This window comes from Microbulbifer bruguierae (assembly GCF_029869925.1).
GTDB classification, from domain to species: Bacteria; Pseudomonadota; Gammaproteobacteria; order Pseudomonadales; family Cellvibrionaceae; genus Microbulbifer; species Microbulbifer bruguierae.
In genome coordinates this window covers 831,399-855,757 of record NZ_CP118605.1, presented here as the reverse complement: position 1 = coordinate 855,757, position 24,359 = coordinate 831,399, and the positions used below count along the sequence as shown (strand labels likewise).

Below are 24,359 nucleotides of genomic sequence, written 5' to 3'. Positions count from 1 at the left end.
AAGTTTCCTTTTTCTGATTATCGAATTCTTTGTATTAGGGCCATTGTCGCGCTGTGAATTATTCTGCTTCATCCATGTATGCCAGGGTTTCCCGGATCGGGAACAGCATATCCTTGGCCAGCTGGCGACAGCGCGCAGGAGACCAGCCTTCAATGGGGTCTGGGAGGTTATCGTTATCCTTAAACGGCATTTCCAGGGTCAACGCCAGGGTGCGGAACTGGTGACCGCACCAGTTGGTGCCCACGGTCATATTCGCCTCTCCGGGTTTGTCGAGTGGGTAGCCGCGCTCGGTCTGGAAGTCGGGGCTGACTTTGACATATGCCTGCTTGAACGTATTTTCGAGCGCCGCATGTTGTTCATCGTAACCAGGGATGCCCTCACACCCTGCGACGAAATTGAATGGCAGCGCTTCGTCGCCGTGAATATCGAGGAAGATATCGCCACCGGTGGCGAGCATACGTTCGCGCACCAGGTAGACTTCCGGGCTGCGTTCCATGGTTGGGTCCTGCCATTCCCGATTCAGGTTGGCACCGGCGGCATTGGTACGCAGGTGTCCGCGTACGCTGCCATCGGGGTTCATGTTCGGTACGACATAAAAAACAGTGTCTTTGAGCAGGCTAAGGGCGGCGGGGTTGGATTCATCCAGCAGGGTTTCCAGAAAACCTTCCACGAACCACTCCGCCATGGTTTCGCCAGGATGCTGGCGGGCGATCATCCACACTTTGCGGCTGGCGATTTCCCTGTTGCCGATGGTGAGCAGGGTCATATCGCGACCGTCCAGGGTCTGTCCGAGGGTCTCTGATTGCACCCGTTCATCGGACTGTGTCCACGCCAGCATGTCGAGATGCCGCTCCCAGGAGAAGGGGGCAAAGTAGGCCAGGTAAATACTGGGTTGATCCAATGCCACAGTGAAGTCCAGTACCGAGCCATCGTAGTGGGCATCAATGCGAAACCAGTTGTGGCGGTCATAGGACGCGCATACGCGGTAATTCTGCCAGCCTTCGGGGTAGGCTGCCTTGCCGGCATTGCTAATGCGCAGAGGGTATTCCTGTCCTACGTCACCGTCGAGACGGAAGTGGAACCACTGGTAAAAGTCCGACTGGTTGTCGACTTGAATAGCCAGCTCGATGGGGTTGCTTTCTGTAGTGATGACGGTGATGTTGCCACTGTCAAAGGCGCTGCTGATATGCATGCGTTGGCTCCGCAGAGAGGTTAGGCGATGGTGTATTGATGGCCAGAGTATCCGGCTTTTGATCACAAGATGCTGAGCAGGATACCGATTTGAAGCAAGAGTTCAGAATAGTCCAGTGCAGCTTGAAGGAAATCACTGCCAGGTCTCACTTCTTTAGTGGATAATTTCGTAATCGTTGGTGCAAAAATTCGACACGCACGATGTGCAGGTAATCCGACAGATGTAATGGGACTGCGAAGCTGGGCGAATTCCACGTAATAAAAAAGCGCGGTGCTCTTGCGAACACCGCGCTTCTGCCAATCCCTGGCGGCACCTGCTGAGACTACTGCTCCTTGAAATTTCTGACGTCAGACCATTGACGACTACTCACTGCCCTGGTCATTGCGTGGTGCAAACCACTACCACACCAACAGAAATGTTGTACTGCTCCCTGACATACCTCAGCAGGTGCTGTTTAAAGTTTAGGCAGGGGCTCGGGGTGTGGTTTGCCCAGATGAAAAGTTGGCGCTTCATCGGTTGACTAATAGACAGCTTATTCCGGACGTTGAGAAATCCGTTAAAGTGGTCGCACAGTCTGCGACCTGGCGCACAAAGATATAACCGGCGCCATCTTCGGCTGACCAGGCAAATCGGGTATTCTTGCCTGCGTTAGCCGAGCGGCACTGTTGCCCGATCCGCTGGCCGTAACAAGCCTGTGTCGCGGCCCCTTGCGAATAAGTGAAGGACAAGATTCCATGAACAGATCCATCAAGCGCGGCATAGCCGCCAGCTGCCTCTTTACTCTAGTGCTGAACCTCACTGCCTGTGGTTACATGCTGTACCCGGAGCGCAAGGGGCAGACCGGTGGTCGGGTCGATCCCGCCGTGGTGATTCTGGACGGCGCGGCGCTGCTGTTCGGCATTTTGCCCGGAATTGTCGCGTTTGCGGTGGACTTCACCAACGGCACCATCTACCTGCCAGCAGGTGGCTCATCCGCGATTGATCGTCATTTGACTGCTGTCGACCAGGGGACAGAGAACTCTCAGGCGGCAGTCATCAATAGCGGGAAACCGGTCATTGATCAGCGTGGAGACGCCTGGATTGCGCTGCCTCTGGAAGCGGTTGCCGGCGAGTCCCGGGATCTGCAGCAGATTACCGCCGCTCTGGCCCGCTACACCGGCCAACAGGTTGCCGTTAGCGACATTCATTGGGTACAGGACCTGGCTGCACTTCAGCAGGCTCGCGTCGAGCAATTTGCCGCGGCCCGTTAAGTCGGCCTTGGTGCGGTTCCGGTGGTGAGTATATCCACGCACCCGTCGTGTAATGAATCTTGGCGGGTGGCGCAGAGACAGCGCCGCTATGCTCAGGACCTTCAATCACCTAACGCCTGTCTTCCGTTCCTTCGTACCCCTGATGTGGTCCACATGGGGCTCAACAGGTTGAGCCCCCGCCGTTGGATTGAGCCCAGTCCGCACCTGCCTTTTTATCTGCACAACAAGCTTTCCACCCGGCGTAAGTTGGGTGAGCGCATATATGCACAATTGCCCGGGGCACTCGCGGCGCAACGGGAGTTGGTGGAAATATTGGGGCGTCATCTGGTCGCAGATCATGCCAGTTACTGCCAGACTGCGGGCGGTGGGCTGATGTGGCGTAGTGGCGCACAAACACTGCGTTTGCCCGGGATCGAATCCGCGCACGCCTCTGCTTCGCCGCTCTGGGAGGCCGGCCTCTGGGTCGCGGATGATCTGTGTATTTTGCAGCCTGATACAGACGGCTACACACTGGTTGCCGCTTCTCTGGCGGCGCCCAGTTACTGGCGGTTGGAGGAGAAAATCGGCCAGCCGTTGACACAAATTCACCGGCCGGTACCTGGTTTCCAGCAGAAATTAGGCACCCAGGTTACACGCTTTTTCGATCACCTGTTGCCGGAATATCCAGTGTGGCGGGGCAACTGGTCGGTGGTGGATTCGGCGGAGCTGCTGCAGCGCGGGGAGGCCGAAAACGACGATGACGCCGGAGGTGGGGAGAAAGGTTTGTATCTGCGCGTCGAGCGGCAGTCTTTGCGGCGACTGCCAAAAACCGGCGCAGTGGTGTTTAGTATCCGCGTAACTATCAATCCGCTGGCGGATCTGCTGGAGATTGAAGGTGCAGTTGCAGCTTTGCAAAGGGCGGTGGAAGCGATGTCGCCACAGGAGTCCAAATACAAATCTATTGCGACCATGTTGCCGGCGTTACACGGGTTCTTTGCCGGGGCTAACGCGGCGTCGCCATCAGGGTGAAGGTGTGCGAGCCAATGCAGAGTCATAACTTGGTGTAATCTCAGCGTTTGCGCCCGGTAAGGGCGCCCATCAGTCCTCGCACCAATTCTTTTCCTATCTGGCGTCCAAAACTGGTTGCCATCCGATCAAGCTCCGTTACCAATGTGCCGGGTTTTTTCGCGTGGGGTTTATTCGGTTGTTGTTCCGCCGGTTCACGGCGATTCTGCAGCTGCTCGTAGGCGGATTGTCGATCCAGCTTACGGTTGTACTTCTGCTGCAATGGGTTGTTCCTGAGTAGAATGGCCCGCTCCTCGGCATCCAGCGGCCGCAGGCGGCTTGCGGGTGGATGAATCAGCAGGCGTGATACTGGCTGGGGTACACCGTCCCGGTCCAGGCATGAGACCAGTGCTTCGCCCACCGCCAGTTCGCCAATGGCTTTCGCCGTGTCGATTTCCGGGTTTGTGCGGAAGCTGTTGGCGGCGGCTTTGACGGCTCGTTGCTCGGTGGGTGTGTAGGCGCGCATCGCGTGCTGAATGCGGTTGCCCACTTGCGCGAGGATGTTTTCCGGAATATCCAGGGGGTTTTGAGTAATGAAAAAGACGCCAACGCCTCTGGAGCGGATCAGCTTTACGATCTGCTCCACTTCCTCGCACAGGTTTTTTGGCAGGTCGTCAAACAGCAGGTGGGCCTCGTCGAAAAATAGCACCAGCCGCAATTCGCGGTCGCCCACTTCCGGTAGGTTTTCATAAAGCTCTGCCAGCAGCCAGAGCAACAGGATGCCGTAGATTGCCGGCTGCATATCGCTGGCATCGAGCAGGTGGGTGTGATTCCCGGTTACCAGATCATTGAGATCGAGGGCCGGTTCCCCAAACAGGGTGTCTGCGCCTCGAGTTTCCAGCGCAAGGAATTTGCGTTTGATGGCGCCGAGGCTCGCGGGAGAAACAGTGCCAAACTCTGTCAGCAAGTCCTTGCGATGGCGCTCCGCGTAATTGATCAACGACCACAGGTCTTTCCAGTCCAGGAGTAGTAGCCCCTGTACATCGGCGATATGAAACAGCAGGTGCATCAGACCCTGCTGGTTGTCGTTCAGTTGCAGCATGCGACCGATCAGCTCCGGCCCGAGTTCTGAAGGGGTGGTGCGCATGGATAGGCCGCCGCGTCCCCACTGGCACAGGGGAAAGCTGCGGTAGTAGTTCCGGTCGAGGCCGAACAGTTTGACGCGAGCGCTGACTTTTTCGCTGTCGCCTCCGGGTGCGCCCAGGCCGCCGAGGTCGCCCTTCAAGTCGGTGACCAGTGTCGCTATGCCGCGGGTATTGAGTTGTTCGGTCAGGAAGCGCAGGGTCACGGTCTTGCCGGTACCCGTGGCGCCGCAGATGATACTGTGACGGCTCAGCATTTCGGGGAACAGGGTGTTCGCGCTGGTATTGGTAGGGGGCGGATGGGAGCTGTTTATTGCTGCAGTGGCGGCGTCCATGCCAATGGGAATTGGGGGCAAGGGCATGCAGGGACTCCTGCGGGTTCAGTCGGGGGGTTTCCTAACTGTAGGTCAGTCCTTGCCGCTCGATGTGCCGATGCCGCGGTGGGTTTTGAACCCCTTGGGAGAGAGTCCGGTCCAGCGCCGGAAGGCCTTGCCGAAGGCGCTTTCATCGCAGTAACCCAGTGCCGCGGCGATGTCCACGTTGGTTTTTTCCCCCTCGCGCAGCCACTGGCAGGCGTAATGGCTGCGCACTTCATCCTGAATGGCGCGGAAGCTGGCGCCTTCTTCCAACAGCTTGCGTCCCAGGTGGCGCGGGCTGATACATAGGCGGGCCGCCAATTGTTCCCGGCTGAGTTGCGGTTCCTGTTGCAGCAGGTGCGCCACACGCAATTGCAGGCTCTTGCTGGTCAGGGCCTTAAGGAGGGCGTCCGCTTCCGGCTTCAGGCGCGCCATTACCTGGCGGTCGGCGGCGACCAGTGGAATTTCCAGGTCTTGCGGGCGCAGGCGGATGCCAGAGGATGCCGCGTTGAACTGGACCGGCGCCTGCAGTAACTGCTGGTATTGCTGTTGTACCGCCAGAGAGGGGGTGGGGTAGGCGAACTGAACGCTCTGGGGCTGAAATTCCCGCGCAGTCATGGCCCTGGACTGGGCGAGGCAGATTGACAGCACCGTTTCCACCCGCAGTCGCGCGCAGCGCAGATAGTTGGGGTGGTAGCAGAGCTCTACATAAAAGCTGCCCCGGCGCATTTCGAACTGGCCGCCCTCTCCGAGCAGTGGGTGGTAGATCAGCAGCTGCTCCAGTGCCGAGCCCAGGTTTTTCTGCGTCATCAGCAGATACCCGACCAGGCCCATCTGGCTGCCCTGCATGGCCTGGCCGAGACGGATGCCCAGTAAAGGGTCCGGGTGCGCCTCCTGTAGCGCCAGCCAGATCTCTTCCTGGACGTGCATAGGGACCCGCTGGTCCTCGTTAATGGAGGCCAAAAGTGCCTCCGCTCTAGGGGGGAGCTTCAGTTGGAGTCGCTCCAGGGCGCTTATAACTGCTCGCGTATAGCTAAGTGTGACAGTTCTGTTGTCGGCTGTGTTCAAAACCGTTGTCCGAAATTAACCAGATGCTGCCCGATTATGACGACGGGGCTCGGGGTTGTCACGTTATATTGACGGCAAATGCGAATTGGCAGGTTTGAATGGTTTCGCCTTTCCCCTGCCGCGCCAGAAACAGATCGAGCGATCCGGGAGAAGAATAATGAAACCATTTGCGGTGATTGGTGCCGGCCCTATGGGGCTGTGCAGTGTACGCAATCTCGTCAAGCACGGCATCCCCTGCACGGCATTTGAGATTCATAGTGATGTGGGCGGGCTCTGGGATATCGATAGTCCCACCAGCACCATGTATAAGTCCGCGCACCTGATCTCGTCCAAGCGCATGACCGAATTCGCAGAGTTTCCCATGAGCGATGAGGTAGCGCTGTTTCCTCATCACAGCGAGATGCGAGACTACTTTCGCGCCTATGCACAGAAGTTTGACCTCTATCGCCACTATGAATTCGAAACCGAAGTGCTGCATTGCGAGCGGGTGGGGGAAGACTGGCATATCACTACGCGCCACAAGGGCGAAGAGCAGACCCGGGTGTTTGGCGGCCTGCTGATTGCCAACGGTACCCTGCATCACCCGAATATGCCGACGCTGCCGGGAGAGTTTGCCGGTGAGTTGCTGCACTCTTCGGACTACCGGGATGCGTCGGTTTTCGAGGGCAAGCGCGTGCTGCTGGTGGGCTGCGGGAATAGCGGGGCGGATATTGCCGTAGATGCGGTGCACCGCGCGGCGAGCGTGGATATCAGCCTGCGCCGCGGCTATTACTTTCTGCCCAAGTTTATCGGCGGCAAGGCTACCGATGCGTTGGGGGGCAAGATCAAATTGCCGCGATTTATCCAGCAGCGCATCAGCGCGAGAATTTCGAAGCTGATGCTCGGCACTCCAGAGCAGTACGGTTTACCGAAGCCGGACTACAAGATGTTCGAATCCCATCCGGTGATTAACTCCCTGATCCTCCACCATATCGGTCACGGAGATATTCGGGTGTGCAAGGACCTGTCTGAGGTGGAGGGGCACAAAGTCACCTTCACCGATGGTAGTAGCGCCGAGTACGACATGATTCTGATGGCTACGGGCTACAAGCTGCACTATCCGTTTATCGACCGTGCTCACCTGAACTGGCATGAGTTTGCGCCGCGAATGTACCTAAATGTATTCCACCCGGAGTACGACAACCTGTTCCTGATGGGCATGGTGGAGGCCGCTGGTCTGGGTTGGGAAGGGCGTAACCGGCAGGCGGAAATGGTTGCTCTGTATATCAAGCAGCTGGCTGGGGGCGCCGCCTCCGCTGGCAGACTGAAGCAGGTAAAGCGTGCGGAGGCGGGCAACCGCGCCGATGGCGGCATGCAGTATCTGAAGCTGGAGCGCATGGCCTATTACGTGCACAAGGATAGCTACCTGAAAGCACTGGCTGGTCACACCCGGGACTTGCTGAAGGACTGTCCGGTTGCGGATACTGATGACTTTTCCGCCAATCCGGCCGTGGCGACCCGCTGAGGTCGCAAGAATCCATGAATGAACTGAATAGTGTTGTACCCGCAGCCATAGATGGCTTCCAGATGTCACCCGCAGCGCTGCTAGCGTTGAATACGGTGCTCGCATTTATGATGTTTGGGGTGTCTCTGGGCTTGCGCACTGCGGACTTTCGCCGGGTGCTGCGGCGTCCGGTGGCGCCGGTGACCGGTCTTGTGGCGCAGTTCCTGCTGTTGCCGGCCGTTACTTGTGCTGCCACCTGGGCGCTCGATATTTCGCCTGGCCTGGCGCTGGGCATGATTCTCGTGTCCTGCTGTCCTGGTGGCACCTTCTCCAATGTCATGACGTGGATCGGGCGCGCCAACGTGGCGACCTCGGTGAGCATGACCGCCGTGTCCAGCCTCGTTGCAGTGGTGGCAACGCCGTTCAATTTTGCTCTCTACGGCAGCCTGAATCCCAATACCCGCGAGCTGTTACAGGCGATAGCGCTGCCCGCTGAAAACATGGTCGTGATCGTGGTCATGGTATTGGCGCTGCCAATGGTGCTGGGAATGGTGGTTGGGGCGCGGTTTCCCGGGTTTGCCAAACGCAGCGAGCAGCATTTCCGTAGCGCATCGCTGCTGGTATTCCTGTTGTTCGTCGTCATTTCTTTCAGCAAGCACTGGCAAACCGCGTTGCAGGTGGCGGGATCGGTATTGGTGTTGGTCATCGCCCACAATGCGCTCGCGTTTCTGGTGGGTGACCTAACCAGTCGCGCCGCGCGTTTGCCGGTGGCCGACCGGCGTGCGGTGACCATGGAAGTGGGCATCCAGAATTCAGGGCTGGCACTGGCCATTCTGTTTACCTTTTACCCCGCTGCCGGGGAAATGTTGGTCGTCGCCGGTTTCTGGGGTGTTTGGCATCTGGTTGCGGGTCTTTCTCTCGCTGGTTACTGGAATTACAGCGAACGTCGACTCCGCGCGCGCGCGGACAAGACAGGGGCGCCGGAAGCACCGAGTACTGTCTGAGTAGCGTGGGTTTCCCCTGGACAATAAAAAAACAAGAGCAGTAACAATGAGTGAAAAAAGGGTATTGATTACCGGCGCTGCGGGCTATGTGGGCGGTCAGTTAGGGGAGCTACTCGGGCGGCAAATGTCGGTAGTGGGGGTGGATATTGTGCATCGCGATGTACCGTTTCCGCTGTTCGTTATGGATATTTGCGATGCCGCATTGGCGGAATTGATGCGCGCTGAACGTATTACCCATGTGGTGCATCTGGCATCGGTGGTGTCTCCCGGGCGCGATCGCGCGCGCGAATATCGCATCGATGTAGAGGGTACCCGCAATGTGCTGGACGCCTGTATTACCGCTGGCGTGACTCATGTCACTCTCACCAGCAGCGGCGCGGCCTACGGCTACCACGAGGACAGTCCCGTATGGCTTGGCGAAGATCATCCACTGCGTGGCAACCCGGAGTTTGCCTACTCTGACCACAAGCGTCTGGTCGAGGAGATGCTGGCGGAATACCGCCGGCGCCACCCGCAGTTGAAGCAGTTGATCTTCCGTCCCTGCTCCATCATTGGTGCTACCACCAACAGCAAGATCAGTGAATTATTTGCAGGCCGCAGCATTATTGACCCGGGCGCGCATAACTCGCCGTTTGTCTTTATCTGGGATCAGGATGTCATCGGTGCCATCGAGTATGGCGTAGTAGAGGATGCCAGCGGTATTTATAACCTGGCGGGCGACGGTGCGCTAACGCCGCAGGAAATCGCCCGCCTGCTTGGCAAGCCACTGCGTCGTCCACCAGTGTGGTTGCTGAAGCTGTTGCTCGGCATCAGTTTTAAGCTGCGCCTCGGAAATGTGCAGCCGGCGCAGGTCATGTTCCTGCAGTACCGCCCGGTGTTGCTGAACCGTCGTCTCAAGGATGAACTGGGTTACCGTCCGCGTAAAACCTCTGCTGAGGCGTTTGCCTTTTTTGCGAAAGAAGCCCTGGGTATTGATGTGGATCTGGAAAGCGCCCGGGTAACCCACGCCGCTACGCCCGCAATAGAAGTGGCGGGAGATCAGGCGGCATGAGTGATCCTCAGATTGCTCCGCAGGGCGGGGAAAAGGTGTTCGTGGTCACCGGTGCTGCCGGTGGCCTCGGTTGGGCGCTGGTACGGGCACTTGAGAATGCCTACGTCTCGCGGGGCCCGCTGCGCTTTGCTCTCATCGATGTGGATGCAGATGCCCTAACGGCGAGGGCGCGGGAGCTTGAATTGCGGGGTGTTGGCGTCAATGTGTTTGTTGCCGACCTGTCCAGTGAGACTGCGGTGGCTGAATTGTGCACTGAGCTGCGCAGTAGCTATGCGCGGGTTGACCTGTTGGTCAACAATGCCGGCATCACGCATCGCAGCCTCTCCACTCAGACCAGCAACGCGGTTATTCGCCGGGTTATGGCGGTCGATTACCACGCGCCGGTGGAGTTGGCTCAGGGGCTGATGGGAGAGTTGAGTACTGGGTCAGGCTGCGTCGTCAATATCAGCTCCATGGCGGGCTGGATGCCGGTACTCGGGCGTGCGGGTTACTGTGCGGCCAAGAGTGCGCTGCACCAGTATTTCGAGACCTTTCGCGAGGAAGTGCGTGAAGAGGGCGTGCGTGTACTCATGGTCTACCCGAGCTTTGTGGCTACCAATATTGACAAGAATGCGCTTGCCGGTGACGGCGGCCGCGCCAGGCACGCCCAGAGTACTATCGGCCAGGTGCGCAGCGCTGACTGGATGGCGAAGGAGATAGTCCGCGCGCTGGTGGCCGGTAAAGAGCGTTTGTTCCCGCGGGATAAATCCTTGCTGGGAGCTTACCTGTACAAACTCGCACCGAAGCTGTTCCTGCGTCAGATGGTAAAAAACTTCCGGGTGGAGTTGGAGGTCGCCAGGGCGGATAAGTTAGCTGACGGCTAATGATGAGCTTGTTAGGCCGTCAGCGGATCATGGTGATGACGCTAGCGGCCAGCAGCAGGCCCATAGTGATATTAAAAATCCTCATGTAGCGAGGTGTTGTCAATATTTGCTTAAGACCCACCCCAAACATTAGCCAGATTACAATGCAGGGACCGCCAATCAGTATAAAGGCCAGGGCAATACGTCCAGCCTCCATCAGCATGGTGCCCTCCGGCGTCGTGAATGCCGCCAGTGCACCGATCGCCATAATCCAGCCCTTGGGATTTACCCACTGAAAAGCCACTGCCTGCAGGAAGGTAAATGGCTTCTTCCCCTCCGCAGCTCCGATCTCACGGGTATTGGCAATAACCCACGCCAGATAGAGCAGGTAGGCTATACCTACCCAGCGAACGATCTCATGCAAAATCGGGTACTGACTGAACAGTGCGCCCAGGCCAAGGCCAATCGCAATGATCATTGCCGGGAAGCCGAGGCAGATTCCGAGGAAATGCGGCATCGAGCGGCTGACACCAAAATTCAGCCCGGATGACATCATCATCAGATTATTCGGCCCGGGTGTGATACTGGTGGAAAATACAAACAGGGCAATCGGCAATAGCGCTTCGAGCAAGTTAGGCCTCGGGGCATGGAATGGGGTGACAGTGGTGGAGAGCATACGCACGGGTTGCGCTGATTATCCGCCCTGTCTTCGCCGTGGTAAACCTGTGCGTCAGGCGCCATGCTAGAATTCTGCAAATTTCCCTGGTCGCTCAACATGTCACTGATTGATAGCCACTGCCATTTTGATTTCGAGGCCTTTGCGTCGGATCGTGGCGATGTCTGGCATCGCTGTCGTGCGCGGGGCATCGAAAAACTGATTTTACCCGGGGTCAGTATTTCCCAGTGGCGCTCGCTGTTTGCGCTCGTTAATAGTGAGCCGGGTTGGTATGGTGCGGTCGGAGTTCACCCCTGGTGGGTGAAGGAGCTGGCGATTGAACCGGCACGGCTGCAGCGGGCGATAGTGGAGCGGGTAGTACACGAGCGGGCAGGGAATGATTGTTGCGTTGCGGTTGGTGAATGTGGCCTTGATGCGGGTATCGACACGCCTATGGATGAACAGGTGGCCGTTTTCAAAGCCCAATTGCGAGCGGCGAAAGAGCTGCACTTGCCTGTGATCGTCCACTGTGTGCGGGCACACAGTGAGGTCATTCGACATCTCAAACAAACGCCACCGGAACGAGGTGGTGTGATCCACGCATTTAGTGGTAGTCGAGAAATCGCCGAGGAGTATCGCAAACTGGGTTTCTACCTCGGTGTTGGTGGCACCATTACCTATGCGCGTGCTTCCAAGACCCGCCATGCCCTTGCATCAGTGCCGCTGGAGTCCCTGTTGCTCGAATCCGACGCGCCCGATATGCCACACGCCGGTCGCCAGGGCGAGCGCAACAGTCCTGAGTATTTGCCGGAAGTGGCGGAAACCCTTGCGCAATTGCGCGGGATTTCCGTGGATAAAGTCATTGCCCAGACCGAAGAAAATGCCTGCTCGCTGTTCAATCTTTGATGCCCGGTTGTGAATACCTAGTTATGAGTTTTTCCGTCGAGTCCTTCAAAAGCCAGTTCCCTCTGTTTTCCCAGTCTGAAAATAGGGAGCTGGTATATCTGGATAACGCCGCGACCACACAGAAACCTGCTTGTGTGATCGATGCCATCGCTGATTTCTATCGCCACAGTAATGCCAATACCCACCGCTCCAGCCACCGCCTGGCCCGACGCGCCACAGATATGGTGGAGCAAGTGCGTGAACTTGCCGCCGCGTTCCTCGGTGCGACCTGCGCAAAAGAAGTTGTGTTTACCCGCGGAGCTACAGAGGGCCTGAATCTGCTGGCCTATAGTCTGTGTTCGCAATTGCAGCCCGGCGATCAGGTACTTTTGACCACCGCCGAGCACCATGCCAACCTGGTACCCTGGCAGATGATGGCGAAGCGTTATCAATTGCAGCTTTGCTACGTTCCTGACGAGCGGGGAGTGCCGCAAATTGACCGCCTGTACGAAGTACTTACGCCGCGCACCAGAATTGTATCGCTTACCGCAGGCTCCAACGCCCTCGGGTTTCGCACTGACTTGCATGCTGTGCGCGCGGCGCTTGCGGAAAAAAATATTCACTGGATTGTGGATGGCGCGCAACTGGCAGCACACGAACATATTGATGTGCAGTCCATCGGCTGTGATTTTTTGGTGTGTTCCGCGCACAAGTTTTACGGCCCCACTGGGGTTGGATTGCTGTATGGGCGTGAGTCCCGGTTGCGGGAAATTCCGCCCTGGCAGGGTGGTGGTGAGATGATTTCAGATGTCGACCTCTATTCCTGCCACTACGCGGAACTTCCGCATAAATTTGAAGCGGGAACTTCTTCACTCGCGGCCATCGCCGGACTTGGTGCCTGTCTGCAATTTCTCGATCAGCAGGATCGAGGAGGCATGGCGCGGCATGAGCAGCAGTTGCTGCACTTCTTGCATGATCGCCTGAGTCAGATCCCGGAAATTGATCTGCTGAGCGCGGCGAACAATAACCTGGGCATTGTTGCTTTCACCCACCCCCGCTGCGCCGCCATTGATCTGATGCAGTGGCTGGACGGGCGCGATATTGCCGTGCGCGTCGGCCATCACTGTGCCCAGCCGCTGGTGCGAGCCAGTGGCCACAGTGCCACACTGCGCGCGTCCCTGGCCGCTTACAACACTCGTGCAGATGCGGAAAAGTTTGTCGCTGCGGTAGCGGAGTTTATTGTGCATCTGGGCGATGAGGTCCTAGTGCAGGGGGGCATGACGGCCGATTCGGACACCCGGGACTGGCAGGCGGACGACCTGGGGGCGGTGGATATCGAAGTTTTGAGGGCTCAGCGTAACTGGCAGGACCGGTACCGCACGCTGATGGGATGGGCAAAAGTGATTTCCCGCAAGGAGACAATTCGCAGCGAGGAAAATCTTGTGCGCGGTTGCGAGTCCAGTGCCTGGCTGGTGCACCGTTGTGAAAACGGGCTGCACCGTTTTGCGCTCGACAGCGACAGCCGTATCGTCAGGGGACTGGGGGCATTGCTGCTATCACAGTTGGATGACCAAGGCGACGGTGCGGTTACGCGCGCGGATCTGGAATCGCTGTTTGCAGAGTTGGGGCTGGAGCATCAACTGAGTGAGTCCAGGACCAATGGATTCCGCGCACTGTTAGAGCGCGCGTATTTGCTGATGACGCCCCGTTGACGACACCGTATTAACGACATTTGGCGCCCGCCGAATTTTTATCCGTAACAGTGTTATTTGCACTCGATATCTGCATGATGAATTCGCTGCGAGCCCAGCCAGTGGACTATCGTCGCCGCGAGTTCCCGGGGCCGCTCCAGGGGAATCATATGGCCGGCGTCATCAATAATCTGCAGCGATGCATTGGGGATTGCTCTAACCAGTTCCTGCGCCTCATCCAGAGAGCGCAGGGCATCGCTGGTGCTTGCTACCACCAGCGTCGGACAGGCGATGGTTTCTGTCGGCACGCCGGACCTGTCCAGCACAGATTGAATGGCCAGTGCTTTGTACCCCAGCCGGTTCCCCATCTGTTTAATGCGGGAAATGAGATCAGTATCCGCGGCGCGATGGGGGTGTAGTGAATTGGCGATCGTGCTGTTACTCAGTCCTTTGAATCTGGCGTCGGACAGAGCGTTTATTGCCTGTTGTTTCAGCTTGGTTTGCTGTTCCGTATCTTCTCGCAGCGAGCTTGCGACGATAACCAGTGCGCCCACTCTTTCCGGGTAGTCTGCGGCCAACTGCCTGGCGATGTAACCGCCCAGGGAAAATCCAATCAGTAAGAACCGTTCGGGGGCGTGTTCGGCAATATGCCGGGCGATTTCAGATATTGTTTGGCCACCGCTCAGAGATGCGTTAACAACCACCCAGTTTTCGGGAAGATGATTTCTGAAATCGTCCCAGAGTGACTCGTCCAGCATAAAGCCTGGAATCAGGACGACAGGGCATGAGGAGGTGTCCACATGGTTCTCCACTTGATGGACTCAGGCTCGAATACCTGGGGAGGGTGTGCAGCCGAAGGTGCCTGATGAGCCGAATTGCCAATCATGTTTTTTTGTGTTGTTTCAGAATCCGCTCTATCGCTTTGCCTGCCGCCACAAAACCAAACGTGCCGGTCACCATGGTGGCGGCACCGAAGCCGCCACTACAGTCCAGTTTTACTCCGTTCTGCATGCCACTTTTCTGCTGGCAGACCTGGCCGTCTGGCTGCGGGTAAACCATGGGCTCGGTGGAGTAGATGGCGTCGATTCCGAATTGTCGCTTGCTGGACTTCTGAAAATTGTGGAATCGATATAGGTGCTGGCGCACTTTTGCCAGCATCGGATCGCTTACGGTGCGCCCGAGATCGGTACAGTCGATGGCTGTCGGGTTGGTCTTGCCTCCGGCGGAACCCACAGTGATCAGTCTTATCTTGCGCGCCTTGCAGTAGGCTATTAGCGCGGCTTTGATTCGCGCGTTGTCAAACGCGTCCACCACAATATCAATCGCGATGTTTTCCGGGTCGAGCAGTTCGGCAAAATTATCACTGGCGATAAAGTCTTCGCAGGTGTGGACGTCAATTTCCGGATTGATTTCTCGCAGCCGTTGCGCCATCACTTCCACCTTGATGTCGCCCACTGTGTCCACTAGCGCGTGAATCTGACGATTGGTGTTGGTGATGCAGATATCGTCCAGATCGATCAGGGTGATTTTGCCGATGCCGCTGCGTGCCAGTGCTTCCGCAGTCCAACTGCCGACACCGCCGATGCCGATGACGACCACATGTGAGCGGTGCAGGGCTTCCAGCGCGGATTCACCGTAGAGTCTGGCAATACCGCCAAACCGTTGCAGGTAAGAGTCGCTTAGAGGCATGGTGTTATCCGGGTACTTCGCGCGGGGCTTTCGAATCGCTTTCGAATCGGTTGGTGCGGAACGGGGTGGAGGGATGGCAGGGTGCCTGACGGCACCCTGCAAATACAACGTATCGCGTGCTTAGTGCACGTGACCGTGATCGATTTCTTCCGGCGTTGCTTCGCGTACGGAAACCACTTCGATGTCGAAGTGCAGTTCGACACCTGCCAGCGGATGGTTGCCATTGATGGTGACCTGGTCGCCGTCGATATCGATGATTTCCACCTCGATTGGGTGGCCTTCGGTGCTCTGTGCGCGGAATGCCATGCCTACTTGCAGTTCTTCAACACCGCCAAAAGCGTCCTTCGGCAGGGTTTGGATCAGCTCCGGATTTTGCGGGCCGTAACCTTCTTCCGGGGCGATGACCACTTTGAATTTGTCGCCGGCACTTTTATCCAGCATTTCCTTTTCCAGGCCAGGAATGATGTTGCCCACGCCTTGGAGGTATTTGAGCGGCTGTCCACCTTCGGAGGTGTCGATCACGGTACCTTCGGCGTCTTTCAGGGTGTAGTTGATCTCCACCACGTTGTGGTTAGCAATTTTCATTGGCTGTCTCTTGTATCTTGAGAGTGGGTTGTAGCGCTTACCGCTTACGGAAGGAAAAGCAAACGGGGGATAAAGGCTGTTTGAGTGCGCATTGTATGGGCGCTCCACGGCCGTCGCAACCGAGGTGGAAGATGTTCCCGGGGAGTACAGCTCCAGCGAGCAGAGTGGCGGGGCGAAGCAGGTTGTGGGCGAACAGGGCTTCCGGGTTAAGCGGGCGCCCTGTTGAACGTGACCTTTGAGTTTCAGCAGGCGATGGACAGTGGCTCTTCGCAACGGTCATAAAGCGCACTGGTGGACTCTACCAGTCGGGCGCGAAACTGGGGTGAGAAGCCCAGCTCTTGCAGGCGGCCGTCCAGGAACTCCAGCATCGCTTCAAAAAGTGGTGGATTGAGGCCGCGGGCCAGGAAGCGGGCGCGCGCGGTGTGGGTGGGCTCTGGTAATTCGGACAGGGCATGGCTCAGAAACTGGGCCTGTCGGCTTTGCTGTTTGCCATGCTCACTGATGTCATCGGGTGCCAGATACTTGCCCACAGCCTGGTAGAACTCAGCCACGGTGTGGTCGACAAACTGGCGCCCCCCCAGCAGTTGCAGTACTGCGCCGGAGTGTACGTCATTTGATGTTGTGGATATGGCGCCTGCAGGCGCTCTCGTAGGTACGGTTGTTGGCACTGTCCGTGGCATTGGTGGATTCCCCCTGTGAGATCGAAACTCGAACTGGCGGCGGGCGTCCGACCTGGCCTGTTTTGTTAATGTCCACAGGTCGCCGCAATGGAAGCTTTGCCTGTAACCCGTGGGGCCGTCGGATCGTCTGTCGCGATATGGGCGGCAAGATTACGGGATGGATATACCCCTGCCAACGCGATAGGGTGAAATTGTCACGCGCTTCCTCGGGTTGTGCCCTTTGGGGCTAATCTGACGCAACTGACGGCGGAATTTGCTACAAGTTACTGTTTTTCAAACAATTTTTTATCGGTGGATATCCTGTGTGTTGGCGTGTAAATGGTGTGGTTGGCGCAGCTGGCCAGGGTACAAGCCGCGTCCGATACGACTTCGGATTGTTAGCTGGCACTGATAGACTTGTCAGTCTTTAATGGTTCGAATCATTAATGTTGCGCGTAAATGTCACGCGTGTGTAGGGGGCGCCGATCCGTGGCCTCTAGAGCGACGTCTGGTATGTGAGGAATCAATGGCGAGTATCTTTACCCAAATCATCAATGGCGACCTGCCAGGTCACTTTGTCTGGCGCGATGAGCGCGCTGTGGCAATTATGACCATTGCGCCCGTCAAACCCGGCCACTGTCTGGTGATTCCGGTCGAGGAGATCGATCACTGGGACGACGTGCCTGCGGACCTCAGTGCACATCTGATGGAGGTTGCTGCCAACGTAGCCAAGGCGCAGAAGAAGGTCTATTCGCCGAAGCGGGTGGGGGTCATGGTGGCGGGTATCGAGGTTCCCCACACCCACTATCACCTGGTTCCAATCAATGAAATTGCCGATTTGGATTTTTCCCTACAGCAGCAGACGGAACCTGAGGTGTTGGCGGCTGAAGCGGCCAGGCTTCGGGAAGCGCTCACGGAGCTTGGGTTTCATTGCGGCGTTTGAATGGGTGCGGGGCGGAGCTGGATCATTGGTGTCTGCGAAGTGGATTCCAGGCGGTATCCGGCAGGCTGCATCCAAACCGGTCACAGGAAGCGTCCCACTGGCAATCAATCATAAACAGGTATCTTGATCATGCTCTCCCGATTGTTTTGCCGTGCTGGTCTGCGCGGCCTGTTTGTCGCATTTGTTCTGGTTCTGGGTTCTGGTGTTGTTGTCGCCCAGCCGTCCAGCAAAAGCTTTGATGTAGCGGGTTTCACCGCTATCGCTGTGAAGGGCGGGTCGAACCTGAGAGTGGTACAGGGGCCTGAATTCTCGGTCTCTGCTCGTGGCGAGGAGAAGGATCTGGTACACGCCCGGGCAGAGCTGGATGGCGATACCCTGGAATTGTCCGTGGAGGCTAATCGCAAGAGCCTGTTTGGGGTGGTCACCATCAGCAATGAGCCGGATGTAGAGTTTAGTGTGACTCTGCCGCGGATTTCCGCCATTCGCGTAACCGGCTCTGGCGACGCTACCGCTGAGACACTGGAGAGTGAGGCGCTCGATTTGCGTGTTACTGGCTCAGGCCTGATTCGGGTAGAGAAAGTGGCAGCGGAGAACCTGAGCACTGGTGTTACCGGTTCCGGGGACCTGATATTGACCACGGTACTGGCGGTGCGCGGTGCTGCCAATATTACGGGTTCTGGTGATATCCGGATGGACAATTTTATCGGTGAAGATTTTTCTGCACAGATAAAGGGGTCCGGTGATATGGCGATCGGTGGCAAGGTTGCCAACCTCAATGTAAATGTTATGGGGTCTGGTGATTTTGTGGGCAAAAATTTGAGTGTCGACAATGCCAAAGGTTCTGTGATGGGGTCCGGTGACATTGTGTTGAGGCGTCCGCAGCGTGAGTCCTTTTCAGTGATGGGTTCTGGTGATGTGGCGATCATTGATTGATTGACGTGGTGCTAGTCTGTTCGTCAATCTGAACTCACAAGCATCGCGTTCATTGCGCGAACGAATATGGCATTCCATAAAAGCGCGGTTCCGTCAGGGCCGCGCTTTTTGCTGTCGGGTGTAGAATTTGTGGATTGAAATCGTCACTGAAATCGCCATTCTCCTATGGGGGCGGGGAGTTAGTCCGCCGGTTAAAGATCATCCGTGAAGTGAGCCTCGGCGTGTGGGGTTTGGGGCTATCTAAGGAGAAGTGTCGTGAGCGCTCAAAAGGCGAAAGGACGAACGGATTTCAGAGCAGGGCTCTATGTCGTGGAGCACTTGAGGCAATGTTATGGGTGTAGATGACACTGGTGGCGGGAAAAGCAAGTTGCAGACGCTCAAGCAGCAGTGGCGGCAGCTGCGTAAAGAGGCGCGCGACAAGTCCCATTGGGCCGCTGAGCGGTTGTTGGACAGGCGGGTCTGTATCGGTATTACCGGCCTTAGCGGTGCGGGAAAATCCACCCTGATTTCCAGCCTGATCTATCAATTGAGTCACCCGGACCGGGCCCAGTTGCCTGGATTTGCTCCGGCACTCAATGGCCGTCTGTTGGGGGCCGAGTTAAAACCGGCACTGGATACCGGCCTGCCGCTATTTGAGTATCAGCGGTGTCTTGACGCCCTTACTGCCAACCCGCCGCGCTGGCCGGATTCCACCAGAGATCTTTCTGCGCTGGAGTTGCATGTGCATCTCCAGGGGCGCCGGCTGGGGCGAAATTACCGACAGACGTTGGTGCTTGAGTTCCGCGATTACCCCGGCGAATGGCTGATGGATTTGCCGTTGTTGCGTATGGATTTTTCCACCTGGTGTCGCCACCAGCGAGACTTGCTGGCCACTGCGCCTCGTACGGAGTTGGCACCGACGCTCCTCGCTCGATTAGACCGGTTGCAGCCGGGGGCTACTGCATCTCCGCAGGAGCTGGATAGTCTGTGGCAGGACTACCGGCAGTTTTTGCGGGACTGTCGCAGTGCCAGGAGTCTCAGCTACTTACAACCGGGGCGGGCCTTGCTGGACGACGCGGAGCACGGCTTTTTCCCGTTGCCTGCGCTGGGGCGTCAACCGCAGGAGGTGCTGGATGGATTGCCCGAAAACAGTAATTACAAAGTGTTAGAGCGTCGTTACCGGGCCTATGTGGATGAACTTGTTGCGCCCTTTGTAGACAGCCATTTCCGCCATCTGGACCGTCAACTGGTGCTCGTGGATCTGATTACCACGCTATACGCTGGTGAAGCTGCTCTCGACGACATGCGGCGGGCATTCGGTCACATTGCCGAGACGTTCCGCTATGGCAGTAACGGCCTGCTGCGCAAACTCTGGCGTCCCAGGATCGATCGGCTGCTGTTTGCCGCTACCAAAGTGGATCAGGTACTGGCAGCCGATCACGATGCCCTGCGCCAATTGCTTGGCCAGCAGCTTCAGCAGGTGTTTTCCGGTGCCAGGCACCGAGGATTACCGCTGTATTGCGAGGCCATTGCTGCCGTGCGCTGTTCTAATGAAAGCGTCCGCGAAGGCCGGCGAATGCTTGTCGGTCATGGTATGGATGGCCGCTATCTGGGTTTTGAAAATGCCGAGATAATGGCTCACCTGCCGCAAGATAGAGAGTGGCAACACTACGCTGGTGCGCTGCCACCGCAGCTGCGCCCCCCCATGGGGATTGGTCGGGAAGGTTATATGCCCCATATTCGTATCGATGCGTTATTGAACCTGTTGCTGGGAGACAAAGTGTGAGCAATACCCATGATCAGTCTGCGGGCAATGACGGGGTGAATGCCGGGGAAGCGGGGGGCAGCCAGCGTGCCCGGAGACAGACCAGGATTGAAAATCTGGAGGCGGAGGAGCCTCGGGCGCAGGTGCGCGGCAGCACCCGAGTGGAATCGTTGAGCGAGGAGCCGGACCAGTTGCCGCGGTCCATCACCACCGGTGAATCCCTGCCAAACAAAATTTCATTTTCCGAATTGCGTCTGCCGGTATTTCGTTTGCGGTTGTGGAAGCCCGCGCTGCTGGCTGCGCTGGCGCTGTCGTTCGGCGCCGTATTCTGGGAACTGAGGCAATTTTTCTATTGGGCGGCGGATATGCACTGGACGCTCGGGCTATTGGCCGGGGTGATTATTGGTGCGCTGGTGTTGACCATTGCTAGCGCTGTGTGGGAGTACTTCCGCGCCGGGCGGCCGCTACGTGAACTACAGAAAACCCAGGAACTCGCTGCGGAGGTACGCGACAGCCGCGCTACCGACGCGGTAGAGCCATTGAATACCCAGTTGCGGCATCTATTTGCGGGTAAGCCTCAGGGAGCCCTGTTGTCCCGCGTGTTGGAGGAAACACCGGATTATTACGACAACAGTGAATTGCTCAACCATCTCGAACTGAATTTTTTCGAGGCGCTGGACCAGGAGGCCTTGCGGCGAATCGTACGCCACGCCACCACCACTGGAGCTCTGGTTGGCCTCAGTCCGTTTACCACCTTGGATGTGCTGGTTGCATTGCGACAGTCTATGCGCATGATTGATGATGTGGCGCAAATCTATGGTGTGCGTCCGTCGGTTGTGGTGCGTTGGCGATTGTTCAACAAAATTCTGGCACTGGTGGCCTACAGTGGGGCCAGTGAGTATGCAGTGAGTGAACTGTGGCCTGAGTTGGTAGGAGATAGCATGCTGAGCACCGTTTCCGCGCGCTTGGGGCAAGGTATGGGAGCAAGTTTGTTTATGGCCCGGATAGGCCTTGCGTCAATCCATAGCTGCAGGCCTATTCCATTTTCAGCAAAACAGCGGCCCCGACTGGGTGCGCTCACCAAGCGTATAGTGAAAAGCCTGAAAGAGCGCTTGTTGGGGCGAGATCACAGCCTCTGGCCGGATGTACCGGCTGAATCCTTCAGTCGGCAAGAGGCTGCAGCCCGGGGCGGAGAGGGCGAGAAGAAATAACGGACGCCTGGCGGACATCTGTGCAATTAGCTGACCGGTATATGGCGAGAGTTAGGTGACGCGGCGCGACCTGACTCGGTTGTGAGTCGGTCGCGCGATTTAATCACTGGAACTGTTTTTTCATCAGTATCCGGGTGTGATGCTGGTCCATCAATTTCGCCAGAGTATCGAAGCGGCCTTTGATAAACGGATGCGGGTTGTTATTGCCAGATTCATCGGGATACTCGACACCCTCTCGGACCAGCTGTAACTCTTTTGCCAGCGCATTGATGGCGTCAAAGATGTCCTTGGTGTTTTCCTCGTTGTAAAACACATAACTGCTTGAGGTATCACGCAGAAAGTCATTGCACTCGGAAAGCCATTCTGAGCGCTGATTGAGAAAATTGACGGTATTGCGGATACCGCCTTTGTACTCAAGGCTGAAGTTGTCGTTGATGTATTTACCAAGGCTGCGCATGCCTGATTCTACAAATTGCTCGACCACGCTATCGCAGTAGCTTTGTGAAAGGTAGGAGGGATGTTCTTTGGCTTCGGCGATACCGCAGAGAGCCATCAGGCCGGCCATCATCACTGTGGTAAGAGGCAATTTTTTTTGCCTGGATAGTGGTGTCGAAGGAGTTGCTGGGGTTTTCATTGGTGAATGCCCTAGTTTTGTATTAGCTATAAGGCTTGTTATTGTGATTAGCATCACATGAATATCGAATGCGCCGTCTGGTGTCAACGGCTTTTAAGTATGATTAGTCACTAAAGTGCCAATTGCTGAACTGGCGCCTAATTATTTGCGCACTTTTACCAGTAAAGGGCCCAATACGTAGTTCAAGGGGATCAATTTTGTCTGAATTCGATTTCGACCTGTTTGTTATCGGTGCCGGCTCCGGGGGTGTTCGCGCCGCGCGCATGGCTGCAGCTGCGGGTATGCGTGTAGCCGTTGCAGAGGACCGCTACATGGGTGGGACCTGTGTCAATGTAGGCTGCGTGCCCAAAAAACTGTTTGTCTATGCCAGCAGCTACCGAGAGTCCTTTGAAGATGCAGAGGCGTACGGCTGGGAAGGGCAGCAGGGTGCGAGGTTCGCGTGGCCAACCCTGCGCGACAACAACGCACGGGAGATAGCCCGTCTCAATGGTATCTACCGCAACCTGTTGTCCAATTCCGGCGTTCAGATTTTGAATGGTCGGGCCTCGTTGGTGGGGCGCCAGCAGGTAGCGATTGGCGATGATACATACAGCGCTGAGCGTATTCTGGTTGCTACAGGAGGGTGGCCGCAGGTTCCGGAATTTCCTGGCAGTGAGTATGTGATTACCTCTAATGAAGTGTTTTCGCTAGAGGTTTTTCCCCGGCGGGTGCTGGTGGTTGGCGGTGGTTATATTGCCGTTGAGTTCGCGGGAATTTTTGCGGGCCTCGGAGCGGAGACTCATTTGTCATACCGCGGAGAACTGTTTTTGCGTGGCTTTGACAATGATGTGCGCAAGTTCGTACGTGATGAAATGACCAAAAAAGGCACCCTGCTGCGCTTCAATCACCGGGTTGCGTCCATCGAGAAGCAGGGTGATGGCAGCCTCCTTGTACACAGTGATGACGGTAGTGAGTTGCAGGTGGATGCTGTGCTCTATGCGACTGGACGCAAGCCCAATACCAAAGATTTGGGGTTGGAAAAGCTCGGGGTAGTTGTCCATAAGGATGGGACGATAGGTGTCGACGACAATTTCCGCAGTAGCGTTACCAGCATATATGCGCTGGGTGATGTAACCGGTGGCCCGGAGCTTACACCAGTGGCCCTGGCCGAAGCCATGGCACTGGTGAAACATTGGCAGACGGGAAACACTGCAGAAATCGATTACAACAATATCCCCACGGCGGTATTTTGCCAGCCAAATATCGGCACTGTAGGCCTCACGGAAGAGGAGGCTCGCCAGGCGGGTATTCCGGTGGTGGTCTACAAGTCAGACTTCAAAGCCATGCGCCATTCAGTCAGTGGGCGGGATGAGCGGACCCTGATGAAGCTGGTGGTTGACCGCGATACCGATAAGGTGGTTGGTGCGCATATGGTGGGGCCGGATGCGGGAGAAATCATCCAGGGCTTGGCGGTAGCAATGAAGGCTGGGGCGACGAAAAGGATATTCGATCAAACCATCGGGATTCACCCCACCGCTGCGGAAGAATTCGTGACTATGCGCACGCCAGTTGCGGATTGATGATTTTTTTGGGGTAAGCCAACAAGGGTATGCCCTTCGCCAAAAGGGCCGTGCCGCTCCGGCGGCACAGCCCTTTTGCTGGTTTACCCCTCTGTTCTATACGTTGAGTGGTGTGTGAAGTCTTGTGAAGAGAAGCAGGTCCGCTCACATGAGTTCAGTGCTTCTGTTATTCACTGCTCATCAGTTTGAGCATCAACCGGTGGCATCTGGTGGCGGCGGCTTTTGCGGCGTTCGCCAAGCTCTTTCAGGCGGCGTTCTACAGAATTGAACGCAGCATTTACCGCTCGGTGGATAGAGTCACTTTCATTGGTAATGGTGACTGGAGCGCCGCTAAGAGCCAGTTCCACAGAAGCTTTATATTGCTTGCCTTTGTGTTTGTGATGGTGGGGAGCTTCGAGGACTACGCGGCTACGTATGATGTCGCCACAATAACGTTCAAGCTTGTGTAGCTTCCTGGATACAGTGTCTGCCAGTGCGGCGGATTTATCGATATCGCGGAACACAATGTTATCGTAAGGCGCAGATTTCATGGGCACATACCTCCGGTTATAAAGGGTCCATGCAGGCCGCTATGTGCGGTTTGCGTGAGAAAAGGTAGGGCGCCCTGAAGGGAGTTCTTCCGGGAAGAGAAACGGAGCACCAGAGGTCGCAGAGTTGCTGGCTGCCTCGGCAGCGCTGTGGGTGTTTTGCGCTCGGGCCGATTCTCAATCCGGTCAGGAAGATCTCCCTGTAACCCATAATGCGATTCTCACAAAAAAAATCAAGCGCTGTGATCAATAAAATGTCATAAAAAATTGTT

23 protein-coding genes are annotated in these 24,359 nt (G+C 56.7%); 13 read left to right on the top strand and 10 right to left on the bottom strand.

All coding sequences use genetic code 11. The annotated features are described in order from the left end of the window. Positions 1-58 precede the first annotated feature (58 nt). Positions 59-1,192, bottom strand: a complete 1,134-nt coding sequence (locus tag PVT68_RS03675) for a M14 family metallopeptidase (RefSeq protein ID WP_280321262.1) — start codon at positions 1,190-1,192, stop codon at positions 59-61. Between the two features lie 734 nt (positions 1,193-1,926). On the opposite strand from PVT68_RS03675, the gene PVT68_RS03670 reads away from it, so the two are divergent. Together PVT68_RS03670 and PVT68_RS03665 are read left to right on the top strand one after the other, a co-directional pair. Continuing rightward, positions 1,927-2,442, top strand: coding sequence for a hypothetical protein (locus tag PVT68_RS03670; protein WP_280321261.1), 516 nt, complete (start codon positions 1,927-1,929; stop codon positions 2,440-2,442). A gap of 168 nt (positions 2,443-2,610) precedes the next feature. Further along, the gene (locus PVT68_RS03665) at positions 2,611-3,450 is read left to right on the top strand and encodes a heme-dependent oxidative N-demethylase family protein (RefSeq protein WP_280321260.1); all 840 of its coding nucleotides are present in this window, start codon (positions 2,611-2,613) and stop codon (positions 3,448-3,450) included. Positions 3,451-3,490: 40 nt separating this feature from the next. On the opposite strand, the gene PVT68_RS03660 is transcribed toward PVT68_RS03665, so the two are convergent. After that, positions 3,491-4,930 carry a helicase HerA-like domain-containing protein gene (locus PVT68_RS03660; protein ID WP_280321259.1) on the bottom strand — a complete coding sequence of 480 codons (1,440 nt, stop codon included), beginning with the start codon at positions 4,928-4,930 and terminating at the stop codon, positions 3,491-3,493. Positions 4,931-4,975: 45 nt separating this feature from the next. Then, complete coding sequence (locus tag PVT68_RS03655) at positions 4,976-5,887, bottom strand: AraC family transcriptional regulator (RefSeq protein WP_280321258.1); 912 nt, start codon at positions 5,885-5,887, stop codon at positions 4,976-4,978. Positions 5,888-6,149: 262 nt separating this feature from the next. Between PVT68_RS03655 and PVT68_RS03650 the strand changes: the two genes are divergently transcribed. The 4 genes from PVT68_RS03650 to PVT68_RS03635 are packed head-to-tail and all read left to right on the top strand — an operon-like array spanning position 6,150 to position 10,393. Continuing rightward, positions 6,150-7,496 (top strand): flavin-containing monooxygenase, encoded by a 1,347-nt coding sequence (locus PVT68_RS03650; protein WP_280321256.1) that lies wholly within the window; start codon positions 6,150-6,152, stop codon positions 7,494-7,496. A gap of 14 nt (positions 7,497-7,510) precedes the next feature. Next, positions 7,511-8,479, top strand: a complete 969-nt coding sequence (locus tag PVT68_RS03645) for a bile acid:sodium symporter family protein (RefSeq protein ID WP_280321255.1) — start codon at positions 7,511-7,513, stop codon at positions 8,477-8,479. A gap of 46 nt (positions 8,480-8,525) precedes the next feature. Then, positions 8,526-9,530, top strand: a complete 1,005-nt coding sequence (locus PVT68_RS03640) for an SDR family oxidoreductase (protein ID WP_280321254.1) — start codon at positions 8,526-8,528, stop codon at positions 9,528-9,530. Further along, the gene (locus tag PVT68_RS03635) at positions 9,527-10,393 is read left to right on the top strand and encodes an SDR family NAD(P)-dependent oxidoreductase (protein ID WP_280321253.1); all 867 of its coding nucleotides are present in this window, start codon (positions 9,527-9,529) and stop codon (positions 10,391-10,393) included. The genes PVT68_RS03640 and PVT68_RS03635 overlap by 4 nt, the downstream gene beginning before the upstream one ends. 19 nt (positions 10,394-10,412) lie before the next feature. Here PVT68_RS03635 and PVT68_RS03630 read toward each other — a convergent pair whose 3' ends face one another. Continuing rightward, positions 10,413-11,048: a LysE family translocator gene (locus PVT68_RS03630; RefSeq protein WP_280321252.1), complete on the bottom strand. Its 636-nt coding sequence runs from the start codon at positions 11,046-11,048 to the stop codon at positions 10,413-10,415. Positions 11,049-11,147: 99 nt separating this feature from the next. Here PVT68_RS03630 and PVT68_RS03625 point away from each other — a divergent pair, with 99 nt between their 5' ends. Beyond that, positions 11,148-11,933, top strand: coding sequence for a TatD family hydrolase (locus tag PVT68_RS03625; RefSeq protein ID WP_280321251.1), 786 nt, complete (start codon positions 11,148-11,150; stop codon positions 11,931-11,933). 23 nt (positions 11,934-11,956) lie between these two features. Continuing rightward, positions 11,957-13,624, top strand: a complete 1,668-nt coding sequence (locus PVT68_RS03620) for an aminotransferase class V-fold PLP-dependent enzyme (protein ID WP_280321250.1) — start codon at positions 11,957-11,959, stop codon at positions 13,622-13,624. A 53-nt stretch (positions 13,625-13,677) separates the two neighbouring features. Here PVT68_RS03620 and PVT68_RS03615 read toward each other — a convergent pair whose 3' ends face one another. The 4 genes from PVT68_RS03615 to PVT68_RS03600 all read right to left on the bottom strand — a co-directional run bounded on the left by PVT68_RS03615 (position 13,678) and on the right by PVT68_RS03600 (position 16,557). Next, positions 13,678-14,403, bottom strand: a complete 726-nt coding sequence (locus PVT68_RS03615) for an alpha/beta fold hydrolase (RefSeq protein WP_280321249.1) — start codon at positions 14,401-14,403, stop codon at positions 13,678-13,680. Positions 14,404-14,485: 82 nt separating this feature from the next. Then, positions 14,486-15,292, bottom strand: a complete 807-nt coding sequence (gene tcdA / locus PVT68_RS03610; RefSeq protein WP_280321248.1) for a tRNA cyclic N6-threonylcarbamoyladenosine(37) synthase TcdA — start codon at positions 15,290-15,292, stop codon at positions 14,486-14,488. Positions 15,293-15,412: 120 nt separating this feature from the next. Continuing rightward, positions 15,413-15,877, bottom strand: coding sequence for an FKBP-type peptidyl-prolyl cis-trans isomerase (locus tag PVT68_RS03605; RefSeq protein WP_280321247.1), 465 nt, complete (start codon positions 15,875-15,877; stop codon positions 15,413-15,415). A gap of 242 nt (positions 15,878-16,119) precedes the next feature. Beyond that, positions 16,120-16,557: a hypothetical protein gene (locus PVT68_RS03600; protein ID WP_280321246.1), complete on the bottom strand. Its 438-nt coding sequence runs from the start codon at positions 16,555-16,557 to the stop codon at positions 16,120-16,122. A 505-nt stretch (positions 16,558-17,062) separates the two neighbouring features. Here PVT68_RS03600 and PVT68_RS03595 point away from each other — a divergent pair. The 4 genes from PVT68_RS03595 to PVT68_RS03580 all read left to right on the top strand — a co-directional run bounded on the left by PVT68_RS03595 (position 17,063) and on the right by PVT68_RS03580 (position 21,367). Further along, a complete protein-coding gene (locus PVT68_RS03595; RefSeq protein WP_280321245.1) occupies positions 17,063-17,479 on the top strand; it encodes an HIT family protein in 417 nt (138 codons plus the stop codon). A gap of 129 nt (positions 17,480-17,608) precedes the next feature. After that, entirely contained in the window at positions 17,609-18,412 is an 804-nt protein-coding gene (locus PVT68_RS03590) for a GIN domain-containing protein (protein WP_280321244.1), read from the top strand. Between the two features lie 331 nt (positions 18,413-18,743). Then, the gene (locus tag PVT68_RS03585; protein WP_280321243.1) at positions 18,744-20,177 is read left to right on the top strand and encodes a YcjX family protein; all 1,434 of its coding nucleotides are present in this window, start codon (positions 18,744-18,746) and stop codon (positions 20,175-20,177) included. Then, complete coding sequence (locus PVT68_RS03580; RefSeq protein ID WP_280321242.1) at positions 20,174-21,367, top strand: TIGR01620 family protein; 1,194 nt, start codon at positions 20,174-20,176, stop codon at positions 21,365-21,367. The genes PVT68_RS03585 and PVT68_RS03580 overlap by 4 nt, the downstream gene beginning before the upstream one ends. A gap of 103 nt (positions 21,368-21,470) precedes the next feature. On the opposite strand, the gene PVT68_RS03575 is transcribed toward PVT68_RS03580, so the two are convergent. After that, positions 21,471-21,953: a hypothetical protein gene (locus PVT68_RS03575; RefSeq protein ID WP_280321241.1), complete on the bottom strand. Its 483-nt coding sequence runs from the start codon at positions 21,951-21,953 to the stop codon at positions 21,471-21,473. Between the two features lie 245 nt (positions 21,954-22,198). On the opposite strand from PVT68_RS03575, the gene gorA reads away from it, so the two are divergent. Beyond that, a complete protein-coding gene (gorA, locus tag PVT68_RS03570) occupies positions 22,199-23,560 on the top strand; it encodes a glutathione-disulfide reductase (protein ID WP_280321240.1) in 1,362 nt (453 codons plus the stop codon). A 170-nt stretch (positions 23,561-23,730) separates the two neighbouring features. On the opposite strand, the gene hpf is transcribed toward gorA, so the two are convergent. Continuing rightward, positions 23,731-24,090, bottom strand: a complete 360-nt coding sequence (gene hpf / locus PVT68_RS03565) for a ribosome hibernation-promoting factor, HPF/YfiA family (protein ID WP_280321239.1) — start codon at positions 24,088-24,090, stop codon at positions 23,731-23,733. Between the last annotated feature and the right edge of the window lie 269 nt (positions 24,091-24,359).